Below are 12843 nucleotides of genomic sequence, written 5' to 3'. Positions count from 1 at the left end.
GCAGTGTAAAAGACTATTTCAAAGAAGCCATATCAAACAAGTAATTGTATGATATGGCTTTTATTTTTACACCTTAAAGTAAAAATATCTTCTTTTTTAAGTTATTATCAATAAAACCTTAAAATTATTAGATTTATAACAATTGTAAATTCAACACTTATCCTTAAATTTGCTCCCTGTAAAAAACCAAAAAAAATCATTGGTTAATCGTTAAACTAAAAGACATCTAAAATTACTTCTTAAATGGCTAAAATTATATATACTAAAACAGATGAAGCACCAGCTTTAGCAACACGTTCTTTTCTTCCAATTGTAGAGGCTTTCACAAAATCTTCTGGAATAGAAATAGAAACGAAAGATATTTCTTTAGCTGCAAGAATTCTTGCCAATTTTCCTGAATATTTAAAAGAAGAACAAAGAGTTGAAGATGCTTTAACCATTTTAGGAAATTTAGCCAATCAACCAGATGCAAATATTATTAAATTACCTAATATTAGTGCCTCTGTTTCTCAATTAACAGAAGCTATTAAAGAATTACAATCTTTAGGATATGCAATTCCAAATTTTCCGGAAGTTGCAAAAAATCCAGAAGAAAAGGCAATTTTAGCTACGTATAACAAAATAAAAGGCTCTGCTGTAAATCCTGTTTTGCGTGAAGGAAATTCAGACAGAAGAGCTCCGAAAGCAATCAAAAATTACGCACGTAAAAATCCACACTCTATGGGTGCTTGGAGTGCAGATTCTAAAACGCATGTTGCAACAATGAGTTCTGGTGATTTTGCAAACAATGAAAAATCTGTAACTGTTAGCAAAGCTACAAAAGTTTCTATCAAACACATCTCAGCTAATGGTTCTGAAACCATTTTAAAAGATGCAATTTCATTGTTAGATGGAGAAATTATCGATGCGACTGTAATGAGTAAAAAAGTTTTAATTGCTTTTTTAGAAGAACAAATTGCTGACGCAAAAAAGCAAGGAGTTTTGCTTTCTTTGCACATGAAAGGAACTATGATGAAAGTTTCTGATCCTATTATTTTTGGACATGCTGTAAAAATATTTTTCAAAGATTTGTTTGAGAAACATGCAAAAACTTTTGAAGAAATTGGCGTAAACGCAAACGTTGGTTTTGCAAATGTTTTAAGTAATTTAAATGAAGTTTCAGCAGAGAAAAAAGCAGAGATATTAGCTGATATTAATAAGGCTTATGAAAATGGACCTGCTTTGGCAATGGTTAATTCGGATAAAGGGATTACCAATTTACACGTTCCATCAGATATTATTATAGATGCTTCTATGCCAGCAATGATTAGAACTTCTGGTAAAATGTGGAACTCAAAAGGAAAATTACAAGATACCAAAGCAATCATTCCAGATAGCTCTTATGCAGGAATTTATGCAGCAACTATCGATTTCTGTAAAAAGAATGGTGCATTCGATCCAACAACCATGGGTACAGTACCAAATGTTGGTTTAATGGCTCAAAAAGCAGAAGAATATGGTTCTCATGATAAAACTTTTGAAATTGAGGCTAATGGAAAAGTACAAGTTACAGATGTAAATGGAAGTATTTTAATTGAACATTCAGTTGAAGAAGGTGATATCTGGAGAATGTGCCAAACTAAGGATTTACCTATTCAAGATTGGGTAAAATTAGCAGTTACAAGAGCAAGAACCTCAGAAACACCCGCTGTTTTTTGGTTGGACAAAAATAGAGCTCATGATGCAGAAATTATTAAAAAAGTAAATACCTATTTAAAAGATTACGATACTACTGGTTTAGAAATAAGTATTTTATCACCAATAAAAGCAACAGAATTTACATTAGAAAGGATTGTAAAAGGTTTGGATACAATCTCTGTTTCTGGTAATGTTTTAAGAGATTATTTAACAGATTTATTCCCAATTTTAGAAGTTGGTACCTCAGCAAAAATGTTGTCTATAGTTCCTTTAATGAATGGTGGTGGTTTGTTTGAAACTGGTGCTGGAGGTTCTGCTCCAAAGCATGTTGAGCAGTTTTTAGAAGAAAACCATTTACGTTGGGATTCTTTAGGAGAATTTTTAGCATTGGCTGTTTCTTTAGAACATTTAGGTACTGTGAACAACAATCCAAAAGCACTTATTTTAGCAGAAACTTTAGATGAAGCTACAGATAAGTTTTTAGATAATGATAAATCGCCATCAAGAAATGTAGGCGAATTAGACAATCGAGGAAGTCATTTTTATTTAGCTTTGTATTGGGCAGAAGGTTTGGCAAATCAAAATAAAGATTTAGATTTAAAAACCGAGTTTACTTCTATTGCTGCTGCAATGAGTAAAAATGAAGTACAAATTATTAAGGAGTTAAATGATATTCAAGGAAAGTCTGTAAATATTGGAGGTTATTATTTACCAAATGAAGAAATGGCTACAAATGCAATGAGACCGAACACCACATTAAATTCTATTTTAGCATAGAAACATATATTTTTCAAAGTATAGACGATTAAGAGTGCTTTAAAGCACTCTTTTTTATTGAAATTAATTTATACAATGTATTTCTATGGCTCAAAAAAAAAAAACAAAATAAAAAATATTATCTACGATTAATAGTCTTTTTTAACATTTTCTTATCATAATATAATTGTAATTTTGTTCAATATTTAAACTTAGTTATTAAACAAAAATATTTGCTTTGAAAAAAATCTTTCTAATTCTTTTTCTTTTTTCTTTATATAGCTTTAGTCAAGAAAAAATTACAGTTAGTGGTACTGTTTACGATAATTCAAGTAACGAAACTCTTATTGGTGTTTCTGTATTCTTCCCAGAATTAAATGCTGGCACAACAACAAACGAGTATGGGTTTTATTCGATTACCGTTCCAAAAGGAACCTATAAAATTCAAATTAGTTATTTAGGTTTTACAACAATTTATGAGACTGTAAATCTCTCAGAAAAAATCACAAAAGACTTTAAGCTTGCAGAAGAAACCGAAAGTTTAAACGAGATTATTATTGAAAGTGACCTGGAAAAGTTAAATGTTAGAACTCCTCAAATGAGCGTTAATAAACTAACTTCTGCCACCATAAAACAAATTCCTGTTGTTCTTGGTGAGGCAGATGTTATAAAGTCTTTACTACTTTTACCTGGTGTTACAAGTGCTGGTGAAGGAGCTTCTGGTTTTAATGTTAGAGGTGGTGCCGCAGATCAAAATTTAATTTTATTAGACGAAGCTATTGTATTTAATTCTTCGCATTTATTTGGTTTTTTCTCTGTTTTTAATCCTGATGTTATTAAAGATGTAAAATTATATAAAGGTGGAATTCCTGCACGTTTTGGAGGAAGATTGTCATCAGTTTTAGACATTTATCAAAAAGAAGGAAACAGCAAAGACTTTAATTTAACTGGTGGAATTGGTTTAGTTTCGAGTAGACTATTAGCAGAAGGACCAATAGAAAAAGAAAAAAGTTCGTTTGTAGTTGCAGGTAGAGCTTCTTATGCACACCTTTTTTTACCACTTTTTAATAATGACAATACTGCTTATTTTTACGATTTAAACAGTAAAGTAAATTACAGGTTTAATGATAAAAATAACCTCTTTTTGTCAACCTATTTTGGAAAAGATGTTTTTGGAATTAGCGATAATTTTGTAAATAAGTATGGAAACACAGTGGTTAATTTACGCTGGAATCATCTTTTTTCTGATAAAATATTTTCGAATCTTTCTTTAATATATTCAGATTATTTCTACGGATTAATTCTAGACTTCGTTGGTTTTGAGTGGGATTCAGGTATTACTAATTTTAATTTAAAATACGATTTTAAACACTATCTAAGCGAAAACTTTAAATTAAGTTATGGTATAAACAATATTTATATCAAATTTAATCCTGGAGAAATTATACCAAACAGACCAGATTCTGGCATACAAGCAGAAAAATTAATCGATAAATATGCCAACGAATTTGCAGCTTATTTAGAAGCAGAGCATAAAGTAAGCGATAAATTAACTTTGCAATATGGCGCACGTATTAGCAACTTTTTACGTTTAGGGCAAGATGAATTAAACGTTTATGCAAACGATACTCCAGTAATTTATAATCAACAATTTAAAAAATACGAATCTGCAGAAGCAATTGCAACTGAATCTTTTAATAGAAGTGATGTAATTAGTAGTTTTAATAATTTTGAGCCAAGACTTTCTTTATCCTATATTTTAGATGATAACACTTCTATAAAAGCAAGTTATAACAGAATGGCTCAATACCTGCATTTGCTTTCTAATACAGCTTCTCCTACTCCATTAGATGTTTGGGCACCAAGTGGACGTTTTATAAAGCCTCAACTACTAGATCAATATGCTGTTGGGTATTTTAAATCAATAAAAAATGGCGATTATTCTGTAGAAACCGAAGTTTTTTACAAAGACATTCAAAATAGAATCGATTATATTAATGGTGCAAATTTAATTGCCAACAACGAAATTGAAACCATTATTTTAAACGGACAAGCAAGGGCTTATGGTTTGGAAGTTTTATTCAAAAAAAATGAAGGAGATTTTAAAGGATGGTTTGCCTATACTTTATCCAGATCAGAGCAACAAACTTTAGGTAGAAATGCGAACGAACCTGGTATAAATCAAGGAGAATGGTATAGCTCACCTTTTGATAAAACACATGATATTTCTATAAATGCGAGTTACGAATTATCGAAAAAATGGACTTTTAATGCAAACTTTCTTTTTCAAACAGGACAACCCACCAATTATCCTGTGGGCCAATATGAAATTCAAGGTTTAAACGTGCCTATTTTTGATGATAATAGAAGAAATGCAGACAGACTTCCTGCTTATCACAGAATGGATATTTCTGCAACCTTAACTCCAGAAAAAAATAAAAATAGAAAATGGCAGGCAGAATGGGTTTTTGGCATCTATAACTTATATGGTCGTCAAAACGCAGCATCTATAAACTTTAGACAGAATAGAGAAACCTTTAGAAATGAAGCTCTGCAAACATCAATTTTTGGAATTGTGCCTTCTGTAACTTATAATTTTAAATTTTAAACCCTTTAAAAGGGTGTTAAATAAAATTACTCTTATGAAAAATATAAAAATTATTTTTGTCTTATTCATCTTTTCTTTTTCTAATTGCGAAAAAGTTGTTGATATTGATGTTCCATCAACAGAACCAAAATTAATCATTGATGCCTCTTTTGAAGTATTATTTGATGAGAATCCAGTAGTTGCAAATACGATTGTAAAATTAAGATTATCTGCAGATTACTTTGATGAAGTGATTCCAACTGTCACAAATGCAACTGTGTTTTTAACAAATTTGTCTAACAACGCAGTTATTAATTTTTCGGATGCAAATGCTGATGGAAACTACGAGCCTGTAAATGCATTTATTCCTGCTGAAAACGTAGAATACGAATTAACTATTGTCTACGATAACGAAACTTATAAAGGCAAAGCAACTAGAATAAAAACTGCAACATTTAATAATGTTTTTCAAGGAGATGAAACCCTTTTTTCTGGCAATGAGACTGAAGTAAAAGTAAGTTTTACAGACGATGTAGCTCAGGAAAACTATTATTTATTCAATTTTACGAATAACCAATTCTTAACTGTAGAAGATCGTTTTTTTAATGGTGCAGATTATAATTTTTCTTTTTTTTATCAAGAAGATGAAATTGAATTACCAACGACTGTAACCATAAAAATGTCAGGATTAACTAAAGAATATTATACTTATTTTAGAATTTTAGTGAACCAAAGTGGACAAAATTCGGGTGGACCATTTGAAACAGTTCCTTCTTCTTTACTTGGTAATATCATCAATACTACCAAAGAAGATAATTTTCCATTAGGCTATTTTCATATTTCTGAAACCGATACATTCACACTGGATTTGGTAGAAAGAAATTAATAGTACCAAGAAAGTTTAAAAGCTTAGTATAAAATAAAATCTGTATTTTTGATTGATGGATTTTACAAAAACTACAGAGCAAGATTCTAATTACAATCATCTAGAAAAGATGTCTGTAATAGAATTACTTCAAAATATTAATAAAGAAGATAAAACTGTTCCATTTGCAGTAGAAAAAGCTTTGCCACAAATAGAAAGTTTAACTCATCAAATTGTAAATCAACTAAAAAAAGGAGGAAGACTTTTTTATATTGGTGCAGGAACTTCTGGCAGATTAGGAATTTTAGATGCTTCTGAATGCCCACCAACTTTTGGTGTTCCACATGAATTAGTTGTGGGTATCATTGCTGGTGGAGATATTGCCATTAGAAAAGCAGTAGAATTTGCAGAAGATTCAGAAAATCAAGGTTGGTTAGACTTAAAAGAACATCAAATTTCAGAAAAAGATGTAGTAGTTGGTATTGCTGCATCTGGCACAACACCTTATGTAATTGCTGCTTTAAAAAAATGTAATGAAAACAACATTCTTACAGGTTGTATTACTTGCAATCAAAATAGTCCTTTAGCAAAAGTATCAAAATATCCAATAGAAGTCATTGTTGGCCCAGAATTTGTAACAGGAAGCTCTAGAATGAAGGCTGGAACTGCACAAAAAATAGTATTAAATATGCTTTCTACAACTACTATGATTCAGCTAGGAAAAGTGAAAGGAAACAAAATGGTAGACATGCAACTGTCGAACAATAAATTAGTTGACAGAGGTGAAAAAATGTTAATGAAAGAGTTAAATATTAAGCAACAAATTGCAAGTGAGCTTCTTAAAAAATATGGAAGTGTAAGAAATTCAATTCTAAATTTTAATAACCATGGCAGATAGAGAATTACTTAGTAAAAGTTTTATAAAACTAGGCATTTTAGTATTTCTATTTATTTTGAGTCCAATTGTAATTACTATGGGTTTTAAGGCTTTAAAATTATACACAGAAAGCCCAAATTTTTTAATAGCTTATATAATTCTTTTTATCGGTTTTTGTTTACTAATATTCTCGATATTTTTAGCTTTCAGAACTTTTAAAGAGATAGGAGATGCCTTTTTTAAAAAATAAATAGTACTGAAAACAACCAACCTTTATAAATTGTTGCACTGGGAATATTGGCCTGCATACATGTTTTATATTCCGAATTTACCCTATGCATTTTTTTTGGCTGCAAAAGCAAAACATTCCGCTTTTTTTAGTGCTACAAATCCTGCTTTTAAAAGTTCTGGAAATGGAACAGAGAGCAAATACGATACAATTCAATTAGTGCCAAAAAAATACAGACCAGAAAGTATTCTGCACAAAAAACAAACGAATATTCAACAAACAATACATAAACTAAAAGAACAAAATATAAATTTTCCTTTAATAGCGAAACCAGATATGGGTTTTAGAGGTTTATTGGTGAAGAAAATTAATACTGAAAAAGAATTAAAAACATACCTAGAAAAGTATACAATAGATATTATTATTCAAGAGTTTGTTGACTATAACAACGAATGTGGCATTTTTTATTTTAGAAATCCTGATGAAGAAAATGGAGTAATTTCTTCTATCACTTTAAAAAAATTTTTAACGGTTTTTGGTGATGGAACTTCAACCATGAAAAAATTGATTTTAGCAGATAAGAGAGCCAAGTTACAAATTGATTTACTATCTGAAATTCATCAAGAAAAATTATTTGAAATTCCGAAAAAAGATGAAGAAATTAAACTTTCTGTTATTGGAAATCATTCCAAAGGAACTCAGTTTATCAACGGAAATCATTTAATTTCTGAAACATTGATAAATACTTTTGATGCTTTAAGTAAAAATATTCCTGGTTGGTTTTATGGTAGAATCGATTTAAAATACAACGATTTTTCAGATATAGAAAATGGTTCAGATTTTAAAATTTTAGAAATTAATGGAATTATTGCTGAACCAACACATATTTACGACACTCAAAAATCCTCCTATTTTAAAGCTTTAAAAGAGATTAGAGTTCATTGGAAATCTTTGTATGATATTTCAATAACAAATCATAAAAAGTATAATATTCCTTATAAAAGTAGTTTAGAGTTTATTGCTGAAATGTTTGAATTAAGGTCTTATATAAAAAAAATAAAACGTTATCTAAATCTTAAACTTTTATGATCTCTAAATTTACAATACCATTGTATTCAATTTAAATCCTTTACTAATATCATTTTCTCTTAAAAACTGTACTCCAAAAAACCTATAAGATTACTTTTATAAGCATCTATAGCAATTGGAAAAAGAGAATGGGTTGGGTATTAAAATTTGATCTTGTTGTAGATTTTTCTTTAATTGAGAAATGCAATACTACATAAAACTTTTTATTATAATATTTACCAACATCATCTGAGTTATTATTTACTTCAGATACGACAAAAACAAAATTTTTTCATAGCTGTTAACAATACTATTTAAAGATGAAAACTCTAAATTGTTATCTTTAAAAGTTAATAAAATTTCTGGTCTAACTTTTTAGTTAATTCTAAAACCCTTTAAATTTTTTTAACAGGATATAATAAAGTAGAATTAAAAATAATAGACTTCTATTTTTATTTAAAAAAACAAGGCTAAATATAATAAAAATGAAGTGGTTAATGCACCAGCTATATAACTTGTTTATGTGCGAAAATTGTAATAAAACCAAACTGATACAATTTCAGTAAAAACACTAATTATTAAAACTTTTAAACTTGTAATATAATCTTTAGAGTGTATTATTTTTTAAGTGTAAGTAATATTTAATAACCAGCTAATAATGAATAAAACAAACAAGTGCACTAAATGGTTTTGATGAAATAAGGATTGAAATAAAAAAACACAAATTTAACAGTTCTAATATTTATCATTTATAAAAAAGCACCTAAAAATTGATTGGAAAATGTATTGATTTTGCAACAAAAAGAAAACAAATATTCAAAACAACTCCGTTAAAAGCTATTAAAGCACTAAAAAAGGATAAAAATTCTATACTTATTTTATCAAAAAAAAATTGACAAATATAAAGGAACATTTCTTAAGAAACTCTTAATGTTTTTTTAAGTGATGTAGAATTCAACCCGAAATCTTCATCTGGCAATTCTATCCCTAATTGATGAATTACATATCCAACACTAGCAAAATGATGAATTGCATGGCTTTGAGCTTGCATTAATATTGCTGCCAATGTATAATTTGCAGTAACTTTGCCTAAACCTAAATCATCAGTAACCTTAATATTAGAGTCTAAATCTTTTGATGAAATTTGTTTTAATTGATTAATAATATCCTCAAAATAAGCAATTCCTATAGCTGTTTTATTTTCTACTAATTCATTTCTTTCACGTTTTGTTAAATTTATATAATCATCTTTAAATCCATTTAAAACGCAAGAAAAAACATCTAAAATATGACGCATATGACAGCCAATACTAGAATAATAAGGAGGAATTGTTGTGTTTGCATAATCATCATCTGAAATTGATTTTAAAAGATGAATTCCTCTTTGTAAATTTTTCTCAATGGCATTTATCATAAAATAATAATTTGTAAATAGATTGTATAAAAATAAAACAATTTACCTTTTAGAAATTTAAATAAACAGAATTTTTAAGTTTTTAAGAAGTTTTAATTTTAATACCACAAAACCTATAAATATTTTTTGGCACGCTCTTTGAAAATAAATAAACAAATGCGGAAGTCGAAAAGCAATTAGAGTAGACAAAACCTTAAAACCATATATCATGAAAAAAGGTGTACTTATTTTATTCGGAATGTTCTTGATGGTTTCTACTGTTGAAGCCAAAAATGGCGAAAATTTATTAAACAGATTTGAGGTAAATTATTACTCTTATGACAATGCTGTAAACTTCGAAGAAAGAGGAATTGAATTCTTTATTTTTACAAATGGCGATTTCGATTTCGATACAAGTTATTTGAATAGCGGAGTTAGAATTGATAGAGATTATCGTGGAAGAATTAGAAGAATTGGCAACGTTTTTTTAAACTATGATATTCGAGGAAATGTAACCAGAATTGGCAATGTTTTTCTAAGCTATTACAGAGATCGTTTAACTAGAGTTGGAAACTTAAATGTTCGTTACAATCATTGGGGAAATCCTGTTTTTTATGGATATGTAAAAGATAATTTTTATTACGATAATGGTGTTCAAATCAACTTAAATATTGGAACTATTTATAATTATAATGATCGTTTTTTCTACAATAATAATTTTGATAGAAATTACACAAGATTTAGAGAAGACAGAAATTTCTATTATTATAAAGCAAATGGTAATTCAAATTTTGGTAATAATAGATATATTAAAAGAAGAAAAACTGTTGATGGTAGCATTACCAGAAGAGATAACTCTAGTAAAAGAACCGAAAACACGTACAGGAACAGTTACAATAACAGAATAGAAAACAGCAGAGATATTAATACTAAAAGAGATGATAGTAGTTCAAATAACACTAGAAACAACTCTACTGGAAATAACGTTAGAAGAGATAACAGTAACTTAAATAATACCAGAAATAGCACTATCAGAAATGATGATAGTACAAATACAAGAAGACTAGAAAGCAATAGAAATGAAAATAATTCTAGAAATAAAATAGATTTAAAACAAGAAAGAAATAAGAAAGAGAAAGAGAAAAAAGTTGATAAAAAAAGGAGAAGTTAGTATTTGAAAAAAACACCCATTTTTAAATGGGTGTTTTGCTTTGAATAAATAGGGGTTTTTCCTATTTATAATTCTAAAAATCTTTAATAAATTTGAGAATTCGTTACTTGATTATTTGAATTCCTTAACTTTAAAACCTTCATTTTTAGAAAAAATGAAGGTTTTTTTTATCTAATTAACTTTTTATATTTTAAACGTTTTGGCATTAAATCTCCACCCAAACGTTTTTTCTTATTCTCTTCATAATCAGAAAAAGAACCTTCGAAGAAATAAACTTCGCTATTACCTTCGAAAGCTAAAATATGTGTACAAACTCTATCTAAAAACCATCTATCATGGCTAATTACTACTGCACAACCAGCAAAATTTTCTAAGCCTTCTTCTAAAGCTCTTAGCGTATTTACATCTAAATCGTTTGTTGGCTCATCTAAAAGTAAAACGTTTCCTTCTTCTTTAAGCGTCATTGCTAAATGCAATCTATTACGTTCTCCACCAGAAAGTGTATCTACTTTTTTGTTTTGCTCACTTCCAGAAAAATTAAATCTACTTAAATAAGCTCTAGAGTTTACTTGCTTTCCCCCCATCATTACCAAATCTTGACCATCAGAAAAATTTTCCCAAATTGTTTTATCTGGATTGATATTAGAATGCGCTTGATCAACATATGCAATTTTTGCTGTTTCACCAACATTAAAAATTCCTTTATCAGGTTTTTCTTCACCCATTATCATTTTAAAAATGGTTGTTTTTCCTGCTCCATTTGGTCCAATAATTCCAACAATTCCAGCTTGTGGCAAATTAAATGCTAAATTTTCGTATAATAATTTATCTCCAAAAGCTTTAGAAACTCCAGTTGCTTCAATCACATTTGTACCCAATCTTGGTCCATTTGGAATATAGATTTCTAATTTTTCATCAACCTGTTTTTGGTCTTGACTCATTAATTTATCATAATTCTTCAAACGAGCTTTTTGCTTTGTTTGACGACCTTTTGCTCCTTGACGTACCCAATCTAGTTCTCTTTCTAAAGTTTTTTGGCGTTTAGAAGCTGTTTTACTTTCTTGCGCCATTCTCTGAGATTTTTGGTCTAACCAAGAAGAGTAGTTTCCTTTCCAAGGAATGCCTTCACCTCTATCTAATTCCAAAATCCAACCAGCTACATTATCTAAGAAATATCTATCGTGCGTTACTGCAATTACAGTTCCTTTATATTGTGCTAAATGATGCTCTAACCAATGCACAGATTCTGCATCTAAATGGTTTGTTGGCTCATCTAACAATAAAATTTCTGGTTCTTGTAATAATAATCTACAAAGTGCAACTCTACGTTTTTCACCTCCAGAAAGTACACCGATTTTTTTATCAGATTCTGGAGTTCTTAAAGCATCCATGGCAATTTCTAATTTGGTATCTAATTCCCAAGCGTTTGCAGCATCAATTTTATCTTGTAATTCTGCTTGTTTAGCCATTAACTTATCCATCTTATCAGCATCAGAATACACCTCTTCTAAACCAAACATGTCATTGATTTTGTTGTATTCATCTAGAATTGCAACTGTTTCTGCAACTCCTTCTTTTACAATTTCTAAAACTGTTTTTTCAGGATCTAATTGAGGTTCTTGTTCTAAATAACCAACTTTGTAACCAGGTACAAAAGTTACATCACCTTGAAAATTCTTTTCTACACCTGCAATAATTTTTAATAAAGTAGATTTTCCAGAACCATTTAAACCAAGAATTCCAATTTTTGCTCCGTAAAAAAAACTTAAATAAATATCTTTTAAAACCTGCTTTCCAGTAGATTGATAGGTTTTTGAAAGTTTATTCATAGAAAATATTACTTTCTTATCATCACTCATCTTTCTTAATTTTTAAATTTTATTGTAAACTGCTACCGAAAACTGTAGACTTTTTATACTCTTCCTTTTAGGGCGTTAAAAACCCAGGCAATACAAAGAAAACCAATTCCAACTGTGGCAAATCCCCAACCAGCAACATCATTATATCTGTATGCGCCCATTAGTATAAGTATTACTGCCATTCCTATCATTAATAAAGTAGCCCAACCAAGAACTGTATTTTTATTCATCGACATAAATCTGTAATTAAAAAATTAGGCTACAAATATGAGAAAAAATAAGGAAATAACTATTAATAAGATTTAATGATTTTATAACTAATCTCCTTATTATGAAGTTTTACAAAGGAGTGTATATAAAG

10 protein-coding genes are annotated in these 12843 nt (G+C 29.0%); 7 read left to right on the top strand and 3 right to left on the bottom strand.

The features are described from left to right. Positions 1-243: 243 nt before the first annotated feature. The 6 genes from WAO74_RS00050 to WAO74_RS00025 all read left to right on the top strand — a co-directional run bounded on the left by WAO74_RS00050 (position 244) and on the right by WAO74_RS00025 (position 8080). Positions 244-2454 (top strand): NADP-dependent isocitrate dehydrogenase, encoded by a 2211-nt coding sequence (locus WAO74_RS00050; protein ID WP_422158640.1) that lies wholly within the window; start codon positions 244-246, stop codon positions 2452-2454. A gap of 217 nt (positions 2455-2671) precedes the next feature. Next, entirely contained in the window at positions 2672-5041 is a 2370-nt protein-coding gene (locus WAO74_RS00045; protein ID WP_422158638.1) for a TonB-dependent receptor, read from the top strand. A gap of 34 nt (positions 5042-5075) precedes the next feature. Then, a complete protein-coding gene (locus tag WAO74_RS00040) occupies positions 5076-5906 on the top strand; it encodes a DUF4249 family protein (protein WP_422158636.1) in 831 nt (276 codons plus the stop codon). 55 nt (positions 5907-5961) lie between these two features. After that, positions 5962-6783: an N-acetylmuramic acid 6-phosphate etherase gene (gene murQ, locus WAO74_RS00035; protein ID WP_422158634.1), complete on the top strand. Its 822-nt coding sequence runs from the start codon at positions 5962-5964 to the stop codon at positions 6781-6783. Further along, positions 6773-7012, top strand: a complete 240-nt coding sequence (locus WAO74_RS00030; RefSeq protein ID WP_422158632.1) for a DUF6095 family protein — start codon at positions 6773-6775, stop codon at positions 7010-7012. Before murQ ends, WAO74_RS00030 begins: the two co-directional genes overlap by 11 nt. A 30-nt stretch (positions 7013-7042) precedes the next feature. Then, complete coding sequence (locus WAO74_RS00025; RefSeq protein WP_422158630.1) at positions 7043-8080, top strand: D-alanine--D-alanine ligase; 1038 nt, start codon at positions 7043-7045, stop codon at positions 8078-8080. Positions 8081-8975: 895 nt separating this feature from the next. Here WAO74_RS00025 and WAO74_RS00020 read toward each other — a convergent pair. Then, positions 8976-9473, bottom strand: a complete 498-nt coding sequence (locus WAO74_RS00020; protein WP_422158629.1) for a DinB family protein — start codon at positions 9471-9473, stop codon at positions 8976-8978. A gap of 208 nt (positions 9474-9681) precedes the next feature. On the opposite strand from WAO74_RS00020, the gene WAO74_RS00015 reads away from it, so the two are divergent. Next, positions 9682-10623: a hypothetical protein gene (locus tag WAO74_RS00015; RefSeq protein WP_422158628.1), complete on the top strand. Its 942-nt coding sequence runs from the start codon at positions 9682-9684 to the stop codon at positions 10621-10623. A gap of 167 nt (positions 10624-10790) precedes the next feature. Here the strand turns inward: WAO74_RS00015 and ettA are convergent, their stop codons facing one another. Then, positions 10791-12482, bottom strand: coding sequence for an energy-dependent translational throttle protein EttA (ettA, locus tag WAO74_RS00010; RefSeq protein ID WP_422158627.1), 1692 nt, complete (start codon positions 12480-12482; stop codon positions 10791-10793). Positions 12483-12535: 53 nt separating this feature from the next. Then, on the bottom strand, positions 12536-12718 hold the full coding sequence (locus WAO74_RS00005; RefSeq protein ID WP_422158626.1) for a CAL67264 family membrane protein: 183 nt from the start codon (positions 12716-12718) through the stop codon (positions 12536-12538). Between the last annotated feature and the right edge of the window lie 125 nt (positions 12719-12843).

Source organism: Polaribacter sp. (assembly GCF_049276715.1).
In the GTDB taxonomy this organism is placed as follows: Bacteria; Bacteroidota; Bacteroidia; order Flavobacteriales; family Flavobacteriaceae; genus Polaribacter.
Note: the sequence above shows the minus strand (reverse complement) of the source record. Positions and strands in the feature narration are given on the sequence as shown.

Bases quoted from the DNA above. Each gene is read 5' to 3' on its own strand.
- WAO74_RS00040 (WP_422158636.1), top strand. From the start codon at position 5,076: ATGAAAAATATAAAAATTATTTTTGTCTTATTCATCTTTTCTTTTTCT.
- WAO74_RS00005 (WP_422158626.1), bottom strand. From the start codon at position 12,718: ATGTCGATGAATAAAAATACAGTTCTTGGTTGGGCTACTTTATTAATG.
- WAO74_RS00020 (WP_422158629.1), bottom strand. From the start codon at position 9,473: ATGATAAATGCCATTGAGAAAAATTTACAAAGAGGAATTCATCTTTTA.
- WAO74_RS00015 (WP_422158628.1), top strand. From the start codon at position 9,682: ATGAAAAAAGGTGTACTTATTTTATTCGGAATGTTCTTGATGGTTTCT.
- murQ (WP_422158634.1), top strand. From the start codon at position 5,962: ATGGATTTTACAAAAACTACAGAGCAAGATTCTAATTACAATCATCTA.
- WAO74_RS00030 (WP_422158632.1), top strand. From the start codon at position 6,773: ATGGCAGATAGAGAATTACTTAGTAAAAGTTTTATAAAACTAGGCATT.
- WAO74_RS00050 (WP_422158640.1), top strand. From the start codon at position 244: ATGGCTAAAATTATATATACTAAAACAGATGAAGCACCAGCTTTAGCA.
- ettA (WP_422158627.1), bottom strand. From the start codon at position 12,482: ATGAGTGATGATAAGAAAGTAATATTTTCTATGAATAAACTTTCAAAA.